Source organism: Actinophytocola gossypii (genome assembly GCF_025165815.1).
GTDB classification, from domain to species: domain Bacteria; phylum Actinomycetota; class Actinomycetes; order Mycobacteriales; family Pseudonocardiaceae; genus Actinophytocola; species Actinophytocola gossypii.
The window spans coordinates 522,072-542,021 of sequence record NZ_JAFFZE010000006.1 but is presented as its reverse complement, the minus strand read 5'-3'; the positions used below and the strand labels follow the sequence as shown (position 1 = coordinate 542,021).

General features: G+C 72.4%; 23 protein-coding genes and 1 pseudogene. 19 read left to right on the top strand and 5 right to left on the bottom strand.

The window, feature by feature from the left end; translation table 11 throughout:
* The first annotated feature begins 135 nt into the window (after window positions 1-135).
* Window positions 136-999, top strand: coding sequence for an alpha/beta hydrolase family protein (locus tag JT362_RS07195; RefSeq protein ID WP_375546452.1), 864 nt, complete (start codon window positions 136-138; stop codon window positions 997-999).
* 9 nt (window positions 1,000-1,008) lie between these two features.
* Here JT362_RS07195 and JT362_RS07190 read toward each other — a convergent pair whose 3' ends face one another.
* Window positions 1,009-1,614: a superoxide dismutase family protein gene (locus tag JT362_RS07190; RefSeq protein ID WP_260190228.1), complete on the bottom strand. Its 606-nt coding sequence runs from the start codon at window positions 1,612-1,614 to the stop codon at window positions 1,009-1,011.
* Window positions 1,615-1,739: 125 nt separating this feature from the next.
* Here JT362_RS07190 and JT362_RS07185 point away from each other — a divergent pair, with 125 nt between their 5' ends.
* The 3 genes and pseudogenes from JT362_RS07185 to JT362_RS07175 form a co-directional block, all read left to right on the top strand.
* Window positions 1,740-2,288 (top strand): hypothetical protein, encoded by a 549-nt coding sequence (locus JT362_RS07185; RefSeq protein ID WP_260190227.1) that lies wholly within the window; start codon window positions 1,740-1,742, stop codon window positions 2,286-2,288.
* 72 nt (window positions 2,289-2,360) lie between these two features.
* Window positions 2,361-5,768: a phosphodiester glycosidase family protein gene (locus tag JT362_RS07180; protein ID WP_260190226.1), complete on the top strand. Its 3,408-nt coding sequence runs from the start codon at window positions 2,361-2,363 to the stop codon at window positions 5,766-5,768.
* Between the two features lie 153 nt (window positions 5,769-5,921).
* Window positions 5,922-6,068, top strand: a pseudogene (locus JT362_RS07175) (ATP-binding protein); the annotation flags it as partial.
* On the opposite strand, the gene JT362_RS07170 reads toward JT362_RS07175, so the two are convergent.
* Window positions 6,049-6,981: a LysR family transcriptional regulator gene (locus JT362_RS07170; protein WP_260190225.1), complete on the bottom strand. Its 933-nt coding sequence runs from the start codon at window positions 6,979-6,981 to the stop codon at window positions 6,049-6,051. The pseudogene JT362_RS07175 and the gene JT362_RS07170 sit on opposite strands and share 20 nt — an antisense overlap.
* Window positions 6,982-7,073: 92 nt before the next feature.
* Here JT362_RS07170 and JT362_RS07165 point away from each other — a divergent pair, with 92 nt between their 5' ends.
* Window positions 7,074-8,375: an MFS transporter gene (locus JT362_RS07165; protein WP_260190224.1), complete on the top strand. Its 1,302-nt coding sequence runs from the start codon at window positions 7,074-7,076 to the stop codon at window positions 8,373-8,375.
* Here JT362_RS07165 and JT362_RS07160 read toward each other — a convergent pair.
* Window positions 8,268-8,972: an SDR family NAD(P)-dependent oxidoreductase gene (locus tag JT362_RS07160; protein WP_260190223.1), complete on the bottom strand. Its 705-nt coding sequence runs from the start codon at window positions 8,970-8,972 to the stop codon at window positions 8,268-8,270. The two genes, JT362_RS07165 and JT362_RS07160, sit on opposite strands and share 108 nt — an antisense overlap.
* A gap of 35 nt (window positions 8,973-9,007) precedes the next feature.
* Here JT362_RS07160 and JT362_RS07155 point away from each other — a divergent pair, with 35 nt between their 5' ends.
* Entirely contained in the window at window positions 9,008-9,523 is a 516-nt protein-coding gene (locus JT362_RS07155) for a MarR family winged helix-turn-helix transcriptional regulator (protein WP_260190222.1), read from the top strand.
* Here JT362_RS07155 and JT362_RS07150 read toward each other — a convergent pair.
* Together JT362_RS07150 and JT362_RS07145 are read right to left on the bottom strand one after the other, a co-directional pair.
* Window positions 9,520-10,632, bottom strand: a complete 1,113-nt coding sequence (locus tag JT362_RS07150) for a hypothetical protein (RefSeq protein WP_260190221.1) — start codon at window positions 10,630-10,632, stop codon at window positions 9,520-9,522. The two genes, JT362_RS07155 and JT362_RS07150, sit on opposite strands and share 4 nt — an antisense overlap.
* Before the next feature lie 85 nt (window positions 10,633-10,717).
* Window positions 10,718-11,599, bottom strand: coding sequence for an aldo/keto reductase (locus JT362_RS07145; protein WP_260190220.1), 882 nt, complete (start codon window positions 11,597-11,599; stop codon window positions 10,718-10,720).
* Window positions 11,600-11,706: 107 nt separating this feature from the next.
* On the opposite strand from JT362_RS07145, the gene JT362_RS07140 reads away from it, so the two are divergent.
* From JT362_RS07140 to JT362_RS07080, 13 genes are all read left to right on the top strand, one after another.
* On the top strand, window positions 11,707-12,303 hold the full coding sequence (locus JT362_RS07140) for a TetR/AcrR family transcriptional regulator (protein ID WP_260190219.1): 597 nt from the start codon (window positions 11,707-11,709) through the stop codon (window positions 12,301-12,303).
* 40 nt (window positions 12,304-12,343) lie between these two features.
* The gene (locus JT362_RS07135; RefSeq protein ID WP_260190218.1) at window positions 12,344-12,676 is read left to right on the top strand and encodes an ArsR/SmtB family transcription factor; all 333 of its coding nucleotides are present in this window, start codon (window positions 12,344-12,346) and stop codon (window positions 12,674-12,676) included.
* Window positions 12,676-13,152 carry an SRPBCC domain-containing protein gene (locus JT362_RS07130; RefSeq protein WP_260190217.1) on the top strand — a complete coding sequence of 159 codons (477 nt, stop codon included), beginning with the start codon at window positions 12,676-12,678 and terminating at the stop codon, window positions 13,150-13,152. Before JT362_RS07135 ends, JT362_RS07130 begins: the two co-directional genes overlap by 1 nt.
* Window positions 13,149-13,772 (top strand): dihydrofolate reductase family protein, encoded by a 624-nt coding sequence (locus JT362_RS07125; RefSeq protein WP_260190216.1) that lies wholly within the window; start codon window positions 13,149-13,151, stop codon window positions 13,770-13,772. Before JT362_RS07130 ends, JT362_RS07125 begins: the two co-directional genes overlap by 4 nt.
* 62 nt (window positions 13,773-13,834) lie before the next feature.
* Window positions 13,835-14,569 carry an ABC transporter permease gene (locus tag JT362_RS07120; RefSeq protein ID WP_260190215.1) on the top strand — a complete coding sequence of 245 codons (735 nt, stop codon included), beginning with the start codon at window positions 13,835-13,837 and terminating at the stop codon, window positions 14,567-14,569.
* A 60-nt stretch (window positions 14,570-14,629) separates the two neighbouring features.
* Window positions 14,630-15,250: a maleylpyruvate isomerase family mycothiol-dependent enzyme gene (locus tag JT362_RS07115; RefSeq protein WP_260190214.1), complete on the top strand. Its 621-nt coding sequence runs from the start codon at window positions 14,630-14,632 to the stop codon at window positions 15,248-15,250.
* Between the two features lie 118 nt (window positions 15,251-15,368).
* Window positions 15,369-15,920, top strand: a complete 552-nt coding sequence (locus JT362_RS07110) for an ArsR/SmtB family transcription factor (RefSeq protein ID WP_260190213.1) — start codon at window positions 15,369-15,371, stop codon at window positions 15,918-15,920.
* Window positions 15,913-16,791 carry an SRPBCC family protein gene (locus tag JT362_RS07105; RefSeq protein WP_260190212.1) on the top strand — a complete coding sequence of 293 codons (879 nt, stop codon included), beginning with the start codon at window positions 15,913-15,915 and terminating at the stop codon, window positions 16,789-16,791. The genes JT362_RS07110 and JT362_RS07105 overlap by 8 nt, the downstream gene beginning before the upstream one ends.
* Window positions 16,788-17,702: a phosphotransferase gene (locus JT362_RS07100; RefSeq protein WP_260190211.1), complete on the top strand. Its 915-nt coding sequence runs from the start codon at window positions 16,788-16,790 to the stop codon at window positions 17,700-17,702. The genes JT362_RS07105 and JT362_RS07100 overlap by 4 nt, the downstream gene beginning before the upstream one ends.
* Entirely contained in the window at window positions 17,699-18,550 is an 852-nt protein-coding gene (locus JT362_RS07095) for an AraC family transcriptional regulator (RefSeq protein ID WP_260190210.1), read from the top strand. Before JT362_RS07100 ends, JT362_RS07095 begins: the two co-directional genes overlap by 4 nt.
* A complete protein-coding gene (locus tag JT362_RS07090; RefSeq protein WP_260190209.1) occupies window positions 18,547-18,906 on the top strand; it encodes a VOC family protein in 360 nt (119 codons plus the stop codon). The genes JT362_RS07095 and JT362_RS07090 overlap by 4 nt, the downstream gene beginning before the upstream one ends.
* The gene (locus JT362_RS07085; protein ID WP_260190208.1) at window positions 18,903-19,448 is read left to right on the top strand and encodes a GNAT family N-acetyltransferase; all 546 of its coding nucleotides are present in this window, start codon (window positions 18,903-18,905) and stop codon (window positions 19,446-19,448) included. Before JT362_RS07090 ends, JT362_RS07085 begins: the two co-directional genes overlap by 4 nt.
* 87 nt (window positions 19,449-19,535) lie before the next feature.
* Window positions 19,536-19,907, top strand: a complete 372-nt coding sequence (locus tag JT362_RS07080) for an STAS domain-containing protein (protein WP_260190207.1) — start codon at window positions 19,536-19,538, stop codon at window positions 19,905-19,907.
* Window positions 19,908-19,950: the final 43 nt, after the last annotated feature.

Here is a 19,950-nt window from a genome sequence, read left to right as displayed (position 1 = left end):
AAACCCGAGCGTACGGCGCCCGGCGGCTCGGTGGGCCCGCCGCGAGCGGGACTGGCGATTCCACCGATGCGGGAACCGGCACCGGCTTGCCACAGTATGTGATCATCCGCTTCCGGTGGGTAGGAAGGCACGAACATGAGACGAACCCTGCGAATCCTCTGTGGTCTGGTCATGGCCGGCTCGGTGCTGGTGGGCACCGCCACCACCGCCCAGGCCCAGGAGAACCCCTACGAGCGCGGGCCGGACCCGACCGAGGACAGCATCGAGGACTCCCGCGGCCCGTTCGCGGTGGCCGACACGTCGGTGTCCCGGCTGGTCGTGAGCGGCTTCGGCGGCGGCACGATCTACTACCCGATCAGCACCGCCGAGGGCAGCTACGGCGCGGTGGCGATCTCCCCCGGGTTCACCGCCGACCAGTCGAGCATCGCCTGGATCGGACCCCGGCTGGCGTCCCAGGGGTTCGTGGTGATCACCATCGACACCCTGTCCCGGTTCGACCAGCCGGACAGCCGGGGTGACCAGCTGCTGGCGGCGCTGGACTACCTGACCGAGCGCTCGTCGGTGCGCGACCGGATCGACGCGTCGCGGCTGGCGGTGTCCGGGCACTCGATGGGCGGCGGCGGCTCGCTCGAGGCGTCGTCGAGCCGGCCGTCGCTGCAGGCCGCGGTGCCGCTGGCGCCGTGGAACCTGGACAAGTCGTGGTCGGAGATCCGGGTGCCGACGTTCGTCATCGGCGGGGAGAACGACTCGGTCGCGTCGGTGAACACGCACGCGATCCCGTTCTACAACTCGATCCCGTCCTCGTCGGAGAAGGCGTACATGGAGCTGAACGGGGCGAGCCACTTCTTCCCGCAGACGCCGAACACGACGATGGCGAAGTACATGATCTCCTGGCTCAAGCGGTTCGTGGACAACGACACCCGCTACGAGCAGTTCCTCTGCCCGGCGCCGAGCGGGCTGGCGATCGAGGACTACCGCGACACCTGCCCGCACGCGTAGGGGCCGCGATCAGCGTTGGTCGATGGTGAGGCAGGCGAGCCGATCGCCTGCCTTGCCGGCTTCACCCGGCCCGGTCGCCGTGGTCGGGTTCGCGTGGACGACGACCGAGGCGGGCTCCCGGTCGCCGAACCGGAACGGCACTTCGGTGCTGGCGGTGCCCGAGCCGGTGTCGTCGGTGCGCAGGTCGAGCCAGATCTCGTTGTCGGGGTTGGCGTAGGCCGGGTCGGTCGACGGCTCGTCCGCCGTCGCGGCCGGGTCGACCTCGTGCTGGAAGTGCGGGCCGGCGGCCGCGCCGTCGGCACCGCACGGGTCGGTGTGCGCGTGCGCCGCGTACCCGCGGTCGGGCTGCATACCGTCCACGGTGAGCTCCACCGTCGTGGACTCGTCCGACTCGACGATCTCCACGGCGAGCGTGGCGTCGGCGGGAGCCTGGGCGGGGTCGTAGGTGAACGCGCCGTTCGCGGACTCCGGCGGGGCGAGCGTGCCGCTCGCGCTGGTCGCCGACGGACGGTCGGCGCTTGTGATCGGGGCGTCCTCCTCCCCCGAGTCCTCCGCACCACAACCCGCCAACACCAGAGCGGCGACGAGGGTCGTGCCCACCGGCCGAAGCGACATGACCTGGTCCTTCCGTTCGGAAGAGACGATTGTCCGATCTGATCGGGCCGTCGGCCCGGTATTCACCCGGTCGAGGGCGGGCCGGATCTAGGCTGCCTCCCCAGACACTACGGGTGGAGGAACGGATGGCGGGCGACAGACCGGTCGGTCTGGTGGTCGGGTCGGTGGTGGCGATCGCCTTCGGACTGGTGTTCGTCGAGGTCAACAGCGGCGGGCTGCCGGGCGGGTGGCCGCTGGGCATCCGGGTCGGCGGGGCGGTGGTGGCCGTCGCGCTGCTCGTGGCGCTCGCGTTCGCGGCCCGGCGGGCGGCGGCCGCGCCGGACACCGACCACCGGGGGTTCGTCGACCAGCGGTACTGGCGGATCGTCGGGTTCGAGGGGATCGCGCTGTTCGTCGGGCTCGTGCTGCTCAACGGCGTACTGGACTGGCCCCAGGTGGCCGTCGCATGGATCGCGGTCGTGGTCGGGGTGCACTTCGTCGGGCTGGCGAAGCTCTGGCACATGGACCTGTACCTGGTGCTCGGCGCGGTGATGACGGTGCTGGGCGTGGCCGGGTTCGTGCTCGGCGCGGCCGGGACGTCGGCGGCCACGATCGGGCTGGTCTCGGGCGTGCTGTCCGGGGTGGCGCTGTTCGCCTCGGTCGGGGTGGCGCTGGCGCGGACCGCGGCGGGCTGAGGCCACCGGGAATTTCCTTTCCGGACATCTCTAGGTCTGGTGAAGAACCGACGTAGAGGTCAGACTCGGTCCGTGCCAAGAAAGCTGCTCGCGATCACCACCCTGACCGCTTCCCTGGTCGTGCTGAGCCCGCTCCCCACCGCGCTCGCCGACGAACCCGACCGAGGTGCCAGCACCTCCGACCAGCTCGATCAGCCGGCCGCCCGGGTCGCCGCCGCCGAGGACCCGGCGCCGAGGATCGAGACCGCCGAGCGGAAGCGCCCGGTCGCGCCGGGCGTCACGCTCCGCTCGTTCGACCGCTACGGTCCGGACGGCTACACCGGCGACCCGACCTGGCTGCAGGCCGACAGCCTCGCCGTCGACCTGACCAAGGGCACGACCGTCGACTACCTGTTCCCCGGCCAGGTCGCCAAGGGCGAGCCGCTGTCGGTACAGGCCGACCGGTCCGGCGCGGTCGCCGCGGTCAACGGCGACTTCTTCGACATCAACAACTCCACCGCGCCGCTCGGTGTCGGGATCCAGTCCGGCGAGGTCATCCAGTCCCCGGACAGCTCGCCGACCTGGCACGACTCCGCCGCGATCATCACCCCGGACGGGCTGGGGACGATCGGCGAGGTGTTCTTCGAGGGCACCGTCGACCTGCCGGGCGAGGACGACCCGCCGCTGGCCGGCCTGAACAAGCCGACCCTCGCCGACGGCGCGATCGAGGCGTTCACCCCGTTGTGGGGCACCTACTGCCGCTGCCGCGCCACCCAGGGCGCGAGCGCGGTCACCGAGGTCGAGGTGGTCGACAACACCGTCACCGCGGTCCGCGACGAGGCGGGCGAGGGCCCGATCCCGGCGGACACGATGTACCTGGTCGGCCGGGGCGAGGGCGCCGCGACACTGGCCGAGCTGGCGGTCGGCGACCCGGTGAGCATCGACTACCAGGCCCGGACCGAGGAGGGCCAGCGGATCCACGCCGCGGTCAACGGCCGGCAGCTGCTCGTGGTCAACGGCGAGGCGCAGGACGCCAGCCAGAACAACAACGTGCCGCAGGCGCCGCGCACCGCGGTCGGCTTCTCCCGGGACGGGAAGAAGATGTTCCTGCTCAGCGCGGACGGCCGGCAGTCGGCGTTCGCCCAGGGCCTCGGGCTGGACGAGCTGGCCGACATGATGGTCGAGCTGGGCGCCTACCACGCGGTGAACCTCGACGGCGGCGGCTCGTCCACGATCGTGGCCCGCGAGCCCGGCGCGTCGAACGTCCAGGTGGAGAACCGCCCGTCGGACGGCGCGCAGCGGCTGGTGCCCAACGGGCTCGGCCTGTTCACGGCGAAGGGCAGCGGGCGGCTGCACGGGTTCTGGGTGGAGCCGGTGCTCGACCCGGAGCGCGCGTCCGGCTCGTCGTCGGTCGCGCTGAGCCACCCGGACCGGGTGTTCTCCGGTCTCACCCGGACGCTGCGGGCCGCCGGGTACGACGAGACCTACGGGCCGGCGAAGTCGGACCCGCGCTGGTGGACCGAGCCGCGGCACGGCAGCGTCTCCCAGGACGGCGTGTTCCACGCGCGGCGGCCGGGCCGCACCGACGTCACGGTGTCGCAGCGCCGGGTGCGCGGCGAGGTGGAGCTGACCGTGCTGCCCCCGGTGTCCACTGTGGAGGCGACGCTGGACCGGGTTTCGCTGGCCGGGCAGGGCGAGTCCACGACGTTCGGGGTCGTCGGGGCGGACGCCGACGGCTGGCGCGCGCCGATCGAGCCGGTGGACGTGCGGCTGTCCTACGACCGGGACCTGCTGTCGATCACGCCGGGGGCGGACGGCCGGTTCACGGTGGAAGCGTTGCGCCCCACGGGTTCCACGCTGGTCACGATCGAGGTCGACGGGGTCACCTCGGTGCTGCCGGTGACCGTCGGCCTGGAGGAGGCCGTCGTCGCGGACTTCTCCGACCCGGCGGGCTGGCGGTTCTTCGGCGAGCGCGCCACCGGTGCGGTGGAGCCGGCCGAGGGCCACGACGGTCCCGGGTTGCGGCTGACGTACGACTTCACGCAGAGCACCGGGACCCGCACCGGCGGGGCGCTCGCACCCGAGGGACTGACGGTTCCCGGGCAGCCCAAGGAACTGCGGCTGTGGGTGCGTTCGTCCGGGCACGGTGAGTGGGCGTCGTTGCAGGCGTGGGACGGGAACGGGCAGCTGCTGCCCGCGATGCGAGCCGGGTACCTGGACGGGGAGGGCTGGCAACAGCTGCGGTTCGAGGTGCCGGCCGGGACGACGTACCCGTTGACACTGCGCCGTTTCTACGCCGCCGAGACGGACCCGTCGGCGAGCTACCACGGTGACCTGGTGCTCGACCAGCTCACCGCGATGGTGCCGCCGCCGCTGGACGTGCCGCCGGAGCCGACGGTTCGTGATTCGCTGATCGTGCGGGACGGCGACGTGTCGCGGGCGCCGTGGCGGTTCGCGGTGATGTCGGACGCGCAGTTCGTCGCGCGGGATCCGGACAGCGACATCGTCGCGAACGCGCGCCGGACGCTGCGCGAGATCCGGGCCGCCAGGCCGGACTTCCTGGTGATCAACGGCGACCTGGTGGACGAGGCCTCGGCGGCGGACTTCGCCCTGGCGAAGAAGATCCTGGACGAGGAGCTGGACGGCCGGTTGCCGTACCACTACGTGCCCGGCAACCACGAACGCGCCGACGGCGGTCTGGCCAACTTCTCCGCCGCGTTCGGCGAGACGCAGCGCACGTTCGATCACCGGGGGACGAGGTTCATCACGTTCGACACGTCCGCGCTGTCGTACCGGGGTGGTGACTGGACCCAGCTGGGCCGGTTGCGTACCGAGCTGGAACGGGCCGCGCGGGACCGGCGGGTGCGGTCGGTGGTGGTGCTGCAGCACGTGCCGCCGAGGGACCCGACGCCGGCGCGGGCGAGCGAGCTGTCGGACCGCAAGGAGGCGGCGACGATCGAGCGGTGGCTGTCGGACTTCCAGGTGCGGTCCGGGAAGGGGGCGGCGTTCATCGGTGCGCACGTGGGGACGTTCCACGCGTCGCACGTGGACGGGGTGCCGTACTTCATCAACGGCAACTCCGGCAAGAACCCGTCCACCGCGCCGGACGACGGCGGGTTCACGGGTTGGTCCCTGTGGGGCGTCAACCCGTGGGACCGGGACCGCTGGCTCGCCGCCGAGGTCCGCCCGCACGTGGATTCGCTGTCGGTCGACGCGCCGGGAACGCTCCCGGTCGGCCAGTCCACGGTGGTCACGGCAACCCTGACCCAGGACGACCGCGAGGTCCCGGTGGCGTACCCGGTGTCGGCCGACTGGTCCGCGTCCCCGTCGGTGCACGTCGGGCCGGGGAAGGCGAAACGCTGGCACGTGGCCAGGTTCGACCCGGCCACGGGTGAGCTGACCGCCCTGCGCCCCGGCCGGATCGTCCTCGCGGTCCGCGTCAACGGTGAGCGCGAACAGGTCACGGTCCGGCTGACCGCCGAGGGCCGCGGCGCCGCCTGAGTGCGGTGAAGGCTCCCTTCGTTGCGTTGAGCGCGATGAAGGGAGCCTTCACCGCGTTGCCAGGGCCTCGGTCGGAGCGAGGCGGGAGGCGCGGACGGCCCGGGCCTCGAACCGGAGCAGGCGGAGCGCGTCTTCGAACGGTTCTACCGCACGGACGCGTCGAGGACCCGGCGGACCGGAGGCTCCGGTCTGGGCCTGGCGATCGTGGCCTCGCTGGTCGCCGCGCACGGTGGCACGCGACCGTCCACAGCACGCCCGGGCGAGGGCGCGACGTTCCGCGTCACCCTGCCACCGCCCTGACCGGTGCCCACACATCGTCCTCGGTGCGCGGGTGGTGTCGGGTCCGGAGGTGGTCGAGGAGGTCGGCGAGGCCGGGGTGGGAGTTGTCGGCGCGCCAGATCACCGAGAGCGGGTAGACCGGCGTCGGGTCGACGATCGGGATTCGGCGCAGGGCATAGCTTTCCGGCCAGAGGTATCGGGTTCCTTCACCGATGAACGTGGCCAGTCGGTCGGACTCGGCGATCTCGGCCAGGAGCGCCTCGTACCCGAAGCTCGGGCCGGCGGTGTCGATCGTGAGTCCGAAGGTCTGGGCGAGGTCCTGGTAGTAGCCGACCGGCTCGGGGTCGGTCATGCCGGGCATCCAGACGCGGTACGCGGCGAGATCGGTCATGGTCACGGTGCCGGCCCCGCTCAGCGGGTGTCGCGGCCCGACCAGCAGTTCGTGGCGGTCGTCGATCACGCGGGCGGACCGGAGTTCGGCGGGGACCACGGTTTCGCGGAGCGATCGGAACGTGGCGTCGACCGTGCCGGCGGCGACCTCCGCCAGGGCGGCCTCGGCGTTCGCGTTGACCAGGGTGACGACGTCGAGGTCGATGCCGGGGTGCTGGTGGTGGAACTCCTGGAGAACGCTGCCGGGGGCGACCCTGCGGCTGACCACGTCGACGCGCAGCGGCCGGCGGCCCGGTGTCACGGCGGCCGTCGCTCGGGCGGCGGCGTGGAGGAGCTCGCGTGCGGGTGGGAGGAACGCCTGGCCGTCGACGGTCAGGGTGACGCCGCGCGCGGTACGGGTGAACAGGCGGACGCCGAGTTCCCGCTCCAGCGCCGCGATCCGTTTCGAGGCGGCCTGCTGGGTGATGCCCAGGTCGTCGGCGGCGGCCAGGAACTGTCCGTGCTCCGCGACCGCGGTGAAGGTGCGTACGGCGCCGAGGTCCACGAGTCCGGAACCTAACCGAACAACCACCGGTTGTGGCTCGCCGGGCGACGAGTTGTTGGTGCCGCGGACACGCTTTTGGGTTCGATCACCGGGTGAGGACGACGCGCGGGGTGCGGCTGGGCCGGGAGTTCGGATGGCTGTGGGCGGCCTACGCGGTCAGCGCGTGTGGCACGGGACTGGCGTTCGGGGCGTTCTCGATCGTGGCGATCGAGGTGCTCGACGCGAGTGCGGCACAGGTGGCGGTGCTGTCCGCGGGCGGGCTCGCGTTCGGGGCGGTGCTGGCGATCCCGTTGGGGCCGTGGATGGAGACCCGTGCGCGGCGACCCGTCATGGTCGGGCTGAACCTGGTCAGGTTCGCGGCGCTGGGATCCGTTCCGGTGGGCTACCTGCTGGGGGTGTTGTCGTTCGCCCAACTGCTGGTGGTGTCGGTCGTCACGGCGGCGGCGAAGATCGCGTTCGGTGCCGCCGGCGGCGCCTACCTGCGCAGCATCGTGGCACCTGACCGGCTCGTGGTGGCCAGCAGCCGTTTCGAGTCCGTGACCTGGTCGGCGACGATCGTCGGGCCGCCGGCCGGCGGGGTGCTGATCGGGCTGTTCGGGCCGGTGGTCACGTTCGCCGTGGACGCGGTCGGGCACCTGCTCTCGGCGCTCGGTGTCGCCGCGATCCGCACGCCGGAGCGGGCCGCGGCCGCGACGCGGCGGACTCGCCGGCGGGATCTCGTGGCGGGGTGGCGGTACATCTTCGCGCACGGCGCGTTGCGGCGGCTGTTCCTGAACGCGCTGCTGGTCAACGGGCTGATCATGGCCGCCGAACCGCCGCTTGCGGTGCTGATGCTCGGTCCGCTGGGGTTCTCGGCCTGGGAGTACGGGCTGGCATTCGCCGTTCCGTGTGTCGGTGGACTGGTCGGGGCGCGGCTCGCTCCTCGGGTCGTCGCCCGGTTCGGTGAGCACCGGGTGCTTCGGGTCTTCGGTGTGCTGCGGGCGTGCTGGCCGCTTGGGCTCGCGTTCGTCCAACCGGGAGCTGTCGGGTTGGTGATCGTGATGGTCACGGAAGTCGGGCTGATCACCTGCTGCGCTCTCTTCAACCCGGTGCTCGCGGCCTGTCGCCTGAAGTACACCGACGCCGGACGGCAGACCAGGGTGCTCACCGCGTGGTCGGTCAGCAGCACGATCAGCATCGCCGTGCTCACCCTCGCGTGGGGGCTCGTCGTCCACCTGACCGGGCCGCGAGAAGCGATCGCCCTGGCCGGGGTGCTGCTGCTCGGCACGCCGTTCCTGCTGATCCGGTCAGCGGGTGGTGAAGGCGCCGCCGTTGAGGTGGAGGTTCTGGCCGGTGAGGTGGCGGGCCTCGGGCGAGAGCAGGAACAGGGTGAGGGCGACGGCGTCCTCCGGTAGGCCGGTGCGGTCGAGGGCGGTCTGCGCGCGGAGTTGTTGTTCGCGTTCCCGGCTCAGTGGGCCACCGAAGAACTCCGTGTCCGCGATGTAGCCGGGCGAGACGCAGTTGACGCGGATCCCCCGCGGGCCGAGGCGTGCGGCGAGTCCGACCGCGTACGAGGCGACCGCCGCCTTGGCCGGTCCGTAGTAGCCGACGCCGTGCTCGGCGGCGATGGAGCCGAACAGCACTACCGAGGCTCCGGCCGTCATGCGGGGCGCGAGCGCGGTGACGGTGAGGGCGGCCGACGTCAGGTTGCCGTCGACCGTCTCGGCCAGTAGGGCCGCCTCGGCCTCCGGCGAGTCGGGGTCGGGACGGCCGATCGCGGGGTTGCCGCCGGCGCAGTGGATCAGGCCGTCGACGCTGCCCGGCACGTGGTCGAGCATCCTCCTGACGCCGTCCGGGGTCGCGTTGTCGCAGGCCACGGCCGTGATGCCGGGGCCGGCGTTCGCCAACGGCTCCGGTCGGCGACCGGTGATGAGGACCTGACGGCCCTGGTCGCGCAGGGCCAGGGCGATGGCGCGGCCGATGCCGGTGCCGCCTCCGGTGACGATGTACATCCCACCTCCATACGTTTAGGCCTTAATATACGCACATGAGCGACGACGACCGCGCGGCGGAGATCATGGCGGCCTGGCGGCGGGAGCGGCCGGACCTCGACCCCTCCTCCATCGGCGTGGTCACCCGGATCTGGCATCTGGCCAAGGTCTTCGGGGACGAACGGCGCCGGCTCCTGGCGAGCGCCGGGATCGAGCCGTCGCTGATGGACCTGCTCGGAGCCCTGCGGCGCGGTGGCGAGCCGTACGCGATGACGACCCGGGAACTCGCCGAGCGTGAGGCGGTGACGGCGGCCGCCATCTCCCAGCGGCTCACGCGGGCCGAACGGAAGGGGTGGGTGAGCCGGGAGCCAGGCGGTGGACGGCGCGTCGTTGTGCGGTTGACCGACGCCGGGCGCGAGGTCGTCGACCGGACGGCGGGTGCGATCTTCGACCACGAGGACGGTCTGCTCGCCACCTTGTCCGACGAGAACCGGGCGAACCTCGCCGGCCTGCTGCGGGAGCTGTGCCTTGACCTGGCCGGCGACGTGCCGGTCGGCCACGTGGGGTCCTAGATCCGGACCAGCAGGTGCTCGTCGAGCTGTCGGACGGCCCACGCGGCGGAACCGTCCTCGGCCAGCCGCCAGGTGCCGCCCTGCTCGACGGCCGCGTCCCGGACCCAGGTGAGGAACTCGTTGAGGCGCGGTGCGTTCCGGGCGGCGAGCACGCGGTTGTCCACCTCGGCGCCCCACGGCAGCCAGACGTCGCTCCAGAGGGTGACGGTCAGGCGTCCGGCCCGGCCGCCCCACCCGATCACCCCTTGGTCATGTCGCTCGTGGCGCTTGCCCGCGACGTCGGCGAGACAGTCCAGCTCCCGTTCGATGACCTCGCCGTACTCGTCGAACACGGCGAGGCGTTCCATTCCGGTATCGGCCGCGGCGATGTCCACGAACTCGACGAACTCGCGCCACCTCTCGGTCGTGGTGTCCGGGATCTCCGCCGCCCACCGCAGTACGGGTCCGTCGACCTGCCAGCGGTTGCGCCGGTCCACGGGCACGATCCGGCGCGGCGGCGGATCCGGGACGGCGGCGGCGTCGGCGTCATCGTCGAGGCGGATCAGCAGGTGGTCGTCGAGCTGCTCGTACAGGCCGGGGAACGTCGTGGCCGGATCGCTCTCCCAGCTGCCGCCCATCCGCAGCGTCGTGGCGCGGACGATGGCGAGGAACCGGTTGAGCCGCGGGGTGTGCCGGTGGGCCAGGGCGCGGTTGTCGACGACCTTCCCCCGTGGGAAACCGTCGGCGAAGAACCACGGCCACCACAGGTCGGTCGTGGGCGTGATGGACACGCTGAACCAGGTCCGGCTCGGGAACCACATCACCTCGAGCGGCGGGAAGTGCTTCAGCTGGACGCCCTCGCTCGTGGTCGCGCGCAGGCAGGACGTCTCCCGCTCCACGACGCCGCCGTCCCACTCGAACACCGCGATCCGGGACGCCTCCACCACGTGGTGCCGGCGGTCCCGGTCCCAGGCGTCGCCGTCCACCAGCTCGCGCCGGTACACGCCGGTGGTCAGGCCGGCGCGGCGCACGGTGTCCAGGAACTGCGCCAGCATCGCCGGCGCGCCCTGGTCCACCACGGCCGTCCAGTAGTGGACGGGGTCCTTGAACACCGACCAGCGGTTGCGCACGGCACCACCCTGGCGGCGTCCGTCGCCGGCCGGCCGGCCGGTGGACGGAAGCTGCCAGGGGCTTCGCCGACGATGGCCTTCCCGGTCAGCCGAACGCGACGTCGCTGGAGCGGGACTCCACCGCGGCGAGGGTGGCGCGGGCGGCGTCGTCGAAGGCGATCCCGCCGACGGCCAGGTTGGCCTCGAGGTGGGCGCGGTCGGCGGTGCCGGGGATGAGCAGGATGTTCGCGGCGTGGTGCAGCAGCCAGGCGAGGCCGACCTGGGCCGGCGTGACGCCCAGCGACTCGGCGACGGCGCGGACGGCCGGGTCCTCGGTGACCTTGGGCAGCCCCGGGTAGGCCCCGCCGAGCGGGAAGAACGGCACCCACGCGATGTCCTCGGCCGTGCAGAGCCGCAGCAGGTCCTCGTCCTCGCGGGAGACGAGGCTGTAGACGTTCTGCACGCAGACGATGCCGGCCGGCAGGGCGCGGCGCAGGCCGTCGGCGGTGACGCTGCTCAGGCCGATCGCGCCGATCTTGCCCTCGTCGCGCAGGGCGGTCAGCACCGCGAGCTGGTCGTCGAGGTCGACGAGCTGGTCGCCCTCCGGGCGCAGGCCCGGGCCGGAGTCGAGGCGGCGGAGGTTGACCACGTCGAGCCGGTCGACGCCGAGGCTGCGCAGGTTGGCCTCGACGGCGGCGCGCAGCTGCTCTGGTCGCTGCGCGGTCCGCAGTGGCAGGGGGCCGTCCGGGTCGGGCTCGGCGCCGACCTTGGTGACGACCAGGACGTCGTCCTCGGGGCGCAGGGCTTCGCGGATCACGGCGTTGGCGAAGCCGAAGCCGTAGAACTCGGCGGTGTCCACGTGGTTCACGCCCAGCTCGATCGCCCGACGTACCAGGGCGACGGCCTCGTCGCGGCGGTCGGTGAGGCGTTCGAGCTGGAGCGCGCCGTAGCCGATCCGGGCTACGGGACGGCCTTCGATCGTTTCCATGCGGACGAACGTATTGGGTTGGAATGACAGATGTCAATATCTGTCAGTTTGACGACCGTCAGCCCGTCGCCTTACCGTTCGCGGTGTTCGCTCGACAAGGAGGCACGATGCGCGGGGAGCCACTCGACGCGGAGACGATCGTGTCGGCCACCGAGGAGGTGCTGCGCCGGCACGGGCCGGAGAAGGCCACGGTGGTCGACGTCGCGCGGCTGCTCGGCGTCAGCCACGGCAGCGTGTACCGGCACTTCCCGTCCAAAGTGGCGCTGCGCGAGGCGGTGATCCGGCGGTGGCTCGACCGGGTGCGGGACGAACTGACCGAGGCGATCGCGGAGCCGGGACTGACCCAGCCCGAGCGACTGCGGCGGCTGCTCACCACCATGTTCGCGGCGAAATGGGCGAAGGCGCGGGTGGATCCGGAACTGTTCGCCACCTTCCGGGTGCTGGCGATCGAGCACAGCGCCGAGTCCTCCGCCCACGTCGACTTCCTGCTCGCCCAGGTCCGCGCGGTCGTCGCGGACGGGATCGCGAGCGGCGAGTTCGCCGCCGGTGAGCCGGACGTGATCGCCCGCGCCGTTCTCGGCGCCACCAGCCGTTTCCACGACCCGAAGCACGCCGAGGACTGGCGTTCGACCGAGATCGAGGCGGACGCCGAGGCGGTCATCGAGCTTCTCCTCCGCGGCCTGCGCTCCCGTTCGGACACTTAGCCCTTGCGTTAAGTGTTGTCGGCGGCTAATACTTAGCCTCATGGCTCAGCATTCCGCCGTGCTCGACGGCGTCTTCCTCGCGCTCGCCGACCCGACCAGACGTGCCGTGGTCCACCGGCTCGGCCGAGGTCCGGCCAGCGTGGGCGACCTCGCCGGTGCGGCCCCGATGACGCTGCCGTCGTTCATGAAGCACGTGCGCGTGCTCGAGTCGAACGGCCTCATCCGCACGAGGAAGTCCGGCCGGGTGCGCACCTGCGAGCTCAACCGGGAGCGCTTCGCGCTGGTGGAGGGCTGGCTGGCGGAGCAGCGGCGGGTCTGGGCCGACCGCACCGACCGGCTGGAGCGATTCGTCACCGACCCCGAGGAGCAGTAGTGAATCCTGATCTCGACCTTGCTGTCGACCGGATCATCCGGGCACCGCGGCAGCGCGTCTGGGACGCGTGGACCGATCCGGCGAACCTGGCGCGGTGGTGGATCCCGGCCCCGACCCGCTGCCGTGTCGAGCGGCTCGACGTCCGGCCCGGCGGGGCGTTCGTCACGTCGATGAGCGAGGACGGCGACGCGTTCGTCCCGCACCTGGACGCGTGCTTCCTCCTGGTGGAGGACCACGAGCGGATCGTGTTCACCAATGCGATCGACAGCGGGTGGCGTCCGGCGAGTCCCGTGCCGGTGTCGATGACCGCGGAGGTCACCCTGCGCGACCACCCGGAGGGCACCGACTACCGGATCACCGTGCGGCACGGCGATCCCACCGCCCGCGCGCGGCACGCGGACCTGGGCTTCGCGGACGGCTGGGGCACCACCACCGGGCAGCTCGCCGCGTTGGTGGAGAGCGGGGCCGGGCGGTGAGGATCGCGGTCACCGAGTTCGTCACGCTCGACGGGGTCAGCCAGGGGCCCGGATCGTCCACCGAGGACACCAGTGACGGGTTCAGCGCGGGCGGCTGGCTAGTGCCGTATTTGGACGAGACGTTCGTCCGGTGCGCGTCGGACTGGCTCGACCGGGCCGACGGCCTGCTGCTCGGACGGCGCACGTACACGGCGTTCGCCCGGGACTGGCCGGCGATCACCGATCCCGACGATCCGTTCACCGAGCGGATGAACAGCCTGCCGAAGTACGTGGTGTCGAACACGATCGGGACGGCCGACTGGGCGCCGACGACCGTGCTGCGCGGCGATCCGGTGGCGGCGGTGCGTGAGTTGACCACGCGGCCGGGCGGGGAGTTGCAGATCCACGGCAGCGCGCGCCTCGCCTCGGCGCTGCTGTCGGCGGGGCTCGTCGAGACGCTGCGGCTCGTCGTGGCGCCCACGGTGCTCGGGTCCGGGCGTCGGCTGCTCACCCATCCCGCCGCGCCGACCGGGCTGCGGCTCGTGCGGCACGAGGCCACGGCGCGCGGGCTGCTGCTCCTGGAGTACGCGGTCACCGGTACCGCGCCGGTCGCCGACTACGCGGGGGTCACGGACCTCTGAACGTACGACTCGCGCGACGGGAACGTACGACTCGCGGGTGTGTGGGTGGGCAGACTGGGCGGGTGGACGGGACGATCGCGGTCGGTTGGCCGCTGGCCGGGGTGCTCGTGCTGCTCACGGCGGGCGCGGCGGTGACCGTGTGGCTGGGTGGGATCGGGGGGTGGCGGCCGGTCGCCACCGCCGCCGCGCGGGCCGTGGTGCAGTTGGGCGCGGTGTCGCTGTTGATCACGGCGGTGCTCGCGTCGGGGTGGCTGACGGCGGGGTTCGTCCTGCTCATGGTCACCGTCGCCGCGTTGACCTCGGCGCGGCGGATCTTCGGGCGACGCAACGCGATCCCGTTGGTGTCGATCGTGGCGGGGGTGGCGCCGGTGTTGGCGCTGCTGCTCGGCACCCGGCTGGTGCCGCTGGTGCCGGTCGCGGTGATCCCGATCGCGGGAATCCTCACCGGCGGGGCGATGACCGCCACGACGCTCGCGGGGCGGCGGGCTTTGGACGAGCTGCGGGGGCGGCGCGGGGAGTACGAGGCGGGGCTCGCGCTCGGGTTTCTCGAGCGGGACGCGGCGTTGCTGGTCACCCGGCCGACCGCGCATCAGGCGCTGGTGCCGGCACTGGACCAGACGCGCACGGTCGGGTTGGTCACGCTGCCGGGGGCGTTCGTGGGAGTGCTGCTGGGCGGGGGTGATCCGGTGCAGGCGGGTGCCACCCAGGTCCTCGTGCTGGTCGCGCTGCTCGCCATCGAGGCGGTCGCGGTGCTGGTCACCGTGGAGCTGGTCGCGCGCGGCGTTCACCGTCGGTGACACCGAACTCCCGCCTGGCAGACCTTGTCCATTTGGCCGCTGCCCGTTCGTAGAGAGGTCATGATCCTCGACTGGACCCGCGACGAACGAGTCAGCCTCGCCGACTTCTTCGAAAGCCTCGGCGACCACGAGTGGCGGGTGCCCTCGCTGTGCGATGGCTGGACCGTGCTGCACGTGGCCGCCCACCTGACGACGTCGACCCGCACGACCGGGTGGACGATGTTCACGGGCATGATCCGCGCCCGGGGCAACTGGAACCGCATGGTGGACGACTCCGCCCGCGCCCAGGTGGCCCGCTTCACCAGGGCGGAGCTGATCGCACGGCTGCGGGAGACGGCCGGTTCGCCGCGCCGCACACCGGGTGCCGCGCTGCTGGACCCGCTGGCCGACGCGCTGGTGCACGGCCAGGACGTGGCCCGTCCCCTCGGCCGTGACCGCCCGATGCCGGTCGAGCAGACGATCGCCGCGCTGGACCACGTGCGGACCAGCCGGTTCTACGGCGCCCGCAAGCGGTTCGCGGGCCTCCGCCTGACCGCCACCGACTGCGCCTGGTCAGCCGGCGAGGGCCATCGGGAACTCCGCGGGCCGGTCGGCGACCTGCTGATGGTCGCCGCCGGGCGCCCAGCTGGCCTGGCCGCGCTCTCCGGCTCGGGCGTCGACCAGGTGGCGGCGGCGCTGTGAACGACCGCATCGCCCGCGCGTAGGACACGGCGGCGCGGGTACGACGCGACGCCAACCCGACGGAGGCGGCCCTGGGTACCCATTGACAAAATTATATTGTATATAAAGACTGTTCCTCGTGAAGGACGTGCTCTACCTCGACGACCTCGAGCAGGCCGAGGCACTGCTCAAGCCCCAACGGGTCGAAGTGCTGCGCCAGCTCGCCGAACCGCACTCCTGCACCGAGGTCGCCGGCGTGCTCGACCAGACCCCGCAACGGGTCTACTACCACGTGAAACGCCTGGTGGACGCCGGCCTGGTGCGCCAGGTCGCCGAACGCCGGGTACGCGGCATCAACGAGGGGCTCTACCAGGCCACCGCGCACTCCTACTGGCTCTCCCCCGGGCTCGTCGGCCGCATCGGCGACCGGCGGGTCCGGGACGCGCTGAGCCTCGGCCACCTGCTCGACCTCATGGAGGAGGTCCAGCACGACGTGGCCGCGCTCGACCCCGCACCCGAGCTGCCGTCGCTCGGCGTCTCCGGCGAGATCCGGGTCGCGCCGGAACGCCGCCAGGAGTTCCTCGACGACCTGCGCGACACCCTGCAGTCCCTGTTCAGCCGCTACGGCGGCGCCGAGGGCGACGCGTTCAAGCTCGCGCTCGCCTGCTACCCGAGGAGTGGCCGTGACTGAGACCATGCGCCTGCGCGCCAGGGCCGACGCGTCCCTCGACGCCGCCCGCTCCGCGCTGACCGACCCGGCCGCGCTGCGGGTCTGGCTCGCCGACAACGTCGAAGTCGACCTGCCCGACCGGTTCGCGTTCTGGGGCCCCGGCACGCCGGGAATCGAGCCGCGCCAACGCTTCCTGTCCGCCGACGACCGGTCGTTGCGCTTCGCCTGGACCGTCGGCGGCGTGGAGACCACGGTCGAGCTGGCGGTCTCGCCGGGTGCCGACGGGACGGTCGTCTCGGTGACCCACGGCGGCGTGCCGAACTGGGCCGACGCGGTCGCCGACGAGTCGAGCGACCTGGCGATCCTGACCACGTTCTGGGGCCTCGCGATCGCGAACCTGGTGGAGTACCTGGAGGGCCGCGAGCCGACGCCGCGCCCGGACTACACCTCCGCCGAGCAGCGCGCGGAGGTCACCATCGGCGCCGACCCGGCCGCGGTGTACGACTCGCTGATGAACCCCGAGGTGTTCCGCCGCTGGTTCGGCGCGAACCTCGGGGTCGAGCCGAGGGTCGGCGGCCGCTGGGCGATGGGCGGCTTCGACTTCCCCGACCACGCGGCGCGGATCCTGGAGCTGGAGCCGGCGCGGCGGGTGTCGATGGAGTGGCCGGACGGGATGGTGTCGACGTGGGAGCTGGCGGGGTCCGAGGGGCGGACGCGGCTCACGTTCGTGCAGAGCGGGTTCGACGCGCCGCCGCACACGGGCTGGACCGGGTGGCTGGCCGGGATGGTGGAGCTGCGCCGGTACCACGAGGTGCCCGGCTGGCGTCCACTGTGGATCTTCCACGACCTGCCCGGCGTGCCGGACGACATGACCGTGGTCGGCACCGGATGACCGACGTGCTGTCCTGGATGGACGGCCGGTTGACCGCGGCGGGCATCGCGCGCACCGGGCCGGTGGTCGAGCACCGGGTGCGGGCCTGGGGCACGGTGCTCACCGCGCCGACCGACCGGGGGCCGGTGTGGTTCAAGGCGCCGGGCCCGCGCACGGTGTTCGAGGTGCGGTTGTACGAGGTGCTCGCCGCGGTGGTGCCGGACCGGGTGCTGACCCCGATCGCGACGGACCCCGAGCGGGGCTGGCTCCTGCTACCGGACGGCGGGCCGACACTCGACGGTGACCTGACCGTGCTCGCCGAGGTGCTGCCGAGGTACGGGGCGCTGCAACGGGATCTGGCGTCCCATGTGGACTCGATGCTGGCGGTCGGGGTCACGGACATGCGCCCGGCCGCGATGCCGGCCCGGTTCGACGAGGCGGTCGAGGTGGCCAGGAGCCGTGCCGAGAGCCCGGACGACCACGCCGCGATCGACGAGGTGGTGGCGTCGCGCCCGGAGTTCGTCTCGTGGTGCGACCGGCTCGCGGCCTCGCCGGTGCCGTCGAGCCTGGACCACAACGACCTGCACCCGGCCAACGTGTTCGCGGACGGCACCCGCTTCTACGACTGGGGCGACGCGGTGGTGGCGCACCCGTTCGCGAGCATGCTGGTCGCGCTCGGCGTCCCGCGCCTGGTCCACGACCTGGACGACGCGGCCGTGCACCGGCTGCGCGACGCCTACCTGGAGCCGTTCACCGACCTGGCCCCGCGCGCGGAGCTGGTGGCCGAGGTCGAGCTGGCGTGCCGGGTCGCCAAGCCGGCCAGGACACTGGTCTGGGACCGCGCCCTGGCCGCCGGCGACGGCGGGTTCCGCCGCGCCCCGCTCGACACCCTGCTCGCACTGCGCGAACCCGACTGGCTGGCCCTGCGATGAGTACCTGGGAGGTCGCCCGCGGGGCGCTGACCGTGCCCGGTGTGCCGGCGGCCTACGGCTACTTCATGGACGGGGTGGCACCGGGCCTGCACCGCGGCCTCCCGTCCCGGTACCTGACGTTCCTCGTCAGCCTGGACGAGCCGGTCGGGACCGCCCGGACCCGGGACGACTGGGAACGGAACCGCCTGGCCCGCCACGATGTCGTGCTCGGCGGGCTGCGCACCGACCCCACCTACGTGCGGCAGACACGCCGCCAGGTGGGGATCCAGCTGGCCGTGCACCCGCTGGCGGCGCGATCGCTGTTCGGGCTGCCAGCCGCGTCGCTGGCCGCCCTGACCTGCGAGGGCGTCGACGTGCTCGGCGACGGGGTCCGGGCACTGCGGGAACGCCTGCACGAGCTGCCGACCTGGCCGCGGCGGTTCGCCGCGCTCGACGAGTACCTCTGGTCCCGCGCGGCCGGACGGCACGCGAGCCCCCGCCCGGAGGTGACCGCCGCCTGGCACCAGCTCAGCCACGGCACCGTGACGATCACCGAGTTGGCCAGGAACACCGCGCTGAGCACCCGGCAGCTGTCCGCCCTGGTCAACCGGGAACTCGGCATCGGGCCCAAGGCCCTGGCCCGCCTCATGCGGTTCGACCGGGTGGTCGCGGCGATCGGCACCGAGGTCCGGGCCGGCCGGCGTCCCCGGCTGGCGGAGATCGCCCACGGGTGCGGGTTCTCCGACCAGTCCCACCTGGTCCGCGACTTCCGCCGGTTCACCGGCACCAGCCCGACCGGCTTCCTCGCCGAGGAGCTCCGAAATGTCCAAGCGGGCGGGCACCGACCAGGCGCAGACTCGGCACCATGAACATCACGCGAATCGTCCCCTACGCCGACGGCGGCGACCTCTCCGCTGCCGAGGACTTCTACGCGGGCGTCTTCGGCCTCGAGGTCGGGATGCGGGACCCGGTCCTCGGCCTGGTGTCCCCGACCACTCCCGCCGCCCAGATCGTCGTCACGCCGCGGGGCATGGAGAACCCGCAGCCGCACTTCGGCATCGACGTCGGCGACCCGGCATCGGTCGACGCCGCGCACGCCGAGGTGACCCGGCGCGGCCTGCGTGTCGTCTATCCGATCACCGACGAGCCGTGGGGGATCCGCCGCTTCTTCGTCGAGGATCCCAACGGCACGATCGTCAACGTCCTGGCCCACCTGCCCCGATGATCCGGCTCGCGGGGCGCGCCGACCTCGCTGTGCTGCGCGAGATCGAACGCGCGGCCGGCGAGCCGTTCCGGGACATCGGGATGGCCGAGATCGCCGACGACGAACCGCTGACGCTCGACGAGCTGGCCGGGTACCAGGCGGACGGGCGGGCGTGGGTGTACGTCGACGGCGCGCACCCGGTGGCGTACCTGCTGGTGGCGCCGGTCGACGGGCACGCGCACGTCGAGCAGGTCTCCGTCCACCCCTCCCACGCGCGGCGCGGGATCGGCGCCCGGCTGCTCGGCGCGGCGGAGCGCTGGGCGGTGGCGCGCGGCATCACCACTGTGTCGCTCACCACTTTCACCGACGTGCCGTGGAACGCGCCGTACTACGCGCGGCTCGGGTTCACCGTGCTCCCCGACCGCGATCTGCCCGCCGACCTGCGCGCCGTCCGCGCCCGTGAGGCCGCCCACGGGCTCGACCGATGGCCCAGGGTGACGATGGTGAGAACGATTCGTGCTCAGGGTTTGACCCCGTCGGAGGGCGGTTATCCACAGCGGTGACAGGTCCGAACGACACGGGGTTTCAACCGGGACGTGCCCGGGTACCTCCCCGCGCATGTGGCTGTACACGTGTGGGCAGGTGACGGCATGAGCTCCGAGGCGTTCCAGGACGACAGTGCGGGTGGCCGCGGGTTCTCGGTCGAGGTCGAGAACCACGGTGAGACGGTGGTGCTGAACGTGGTCGGTGAGGTGGATCTGACCACGGCCCCGGTACTGGAGGAATCGATCGCCACCGTGCTCGCCCGTCGGCCGGATATGGTGGTCGTCGACCTGAGCAAGGTGGGGTTCCTGGCCTCGGTCGGGATGAGCGTGCTGGTCGGCTGCAACGAGCAGGCGGGCACCACGCGCTTCCGGCTCGTCGCCACCGGAGCGTCCACGTTCCGTCCGCTGGAACTGACCGGGTTGGCCGACGCCATCTCGATCTTCCCCACTCGCGATCAGGCGCTGACAGAGGATTGAGATTTGCCGTGCCTAGTTCCGATTCCTATGCGACATTAGGACA

Excerpts from the sequence above, each read along its gene's own strand:
- JT362_RS07195 (WP_375546452.1), top strand. The coding sequence starts at position 136 with ATGAGACGAACCCTGCGAATCCTCTGTGGTCTGGTCATGGCCGGCTCG.
- JT362_RS07190 (WP_260190228.1), bottom strand. The coding sequence starts at position 1,614 with ATGTCGCTTCGGCCGGTGGGCACGACCCTCGTCGCCGCTCTGGTGTTG.
- JT362_RS07185 (WP_260190227.1), top strand. The coding sequence starts at position 1,740 with ATGGCGGGCGACAGACCGGTCGGTCTGGTGGTCGGGTCGGTGGTGGCG.
- JT362_RS07160 (WP_260190223.1), bottom strand. The coding sequence starts at position 8,972 with ATGTACATCGTCACCGGAGGCGGCACCGGCATCGGCCGCGCCATCGCC.
- JT362_RS07155 (WP_260190222.1), top strand. The coding sequence starts at position 9,008 with ATGAGCGACGACGACCGCGCGGCGGAGATCATGGCGGCCTGGCGGCGG.
- JT362_RS07145 (WP_260190220.1), bottom strand. The coding sequence starts at position 11,599 with ATGGAAACGATCGAAGGCCGTCCCGTAGCCCGGATCGGCTACGGCGCG.
- JT362_RS07140 (WP_260190219.1), top strand. The coding sequence starts at position 11,707 with ATGCGCGGGGAGCCACTCGACGCGGAGACGATCGTGTCGGCCACCGAG.
- JT362_RS07135 (WP_260190218.1), top strand. The coding sequence starts at position 12,344 with ATGGCTCAGCATTCCGCCGTGCTCGACGGCGTCTTCCTCGCGCTCGCC.
- JT362_RS07115 (WP_260190214.1), top strand. The coding sequence starts at position 14,630 with ATGATCCTCGACTGGACCCGCGACGAACGAGTCAGCCTCGCCGACTTC.
- JT362_RS07100 (WP_260190211.1), top strand. The coding sequence starts at position 16,788 with ATGACCGACGTGCTGTCCTGGATGGACGGCCGGTTGACCGCGGCGGGC.
- JT362_RS07095 (WP_260190210.1), top strand. The coding sequence starts at position 17,699 with ATGAGTACCTGGGAGGTCGCCCGCGGGGCGCTGACCGTGCCCGGTGTG.
- JT362_RS07090 (WP_260190209.1), top strand. The coding sequence starts at position 18,547 with ATGAACATCACGCGAATCGTCCCCTACGCCGACGGCGGCGACCTCTCC.
- JT362_RS07085 (WP_260190208.1), top strand. The coding sequence starts at position 18,903 with ATGATCCGGCTCGCGGGGCGCGCCGACCTCGCTGTGCTGCGCGAGATC.
- JT362_RS07080 (WP_260190207.1), top strand. The coding sequence starts at position 19,536 with ATGAGCTCCGAGGCGTTCCAGGACGACAGTGCGGGTGGCCGCGGGTTC.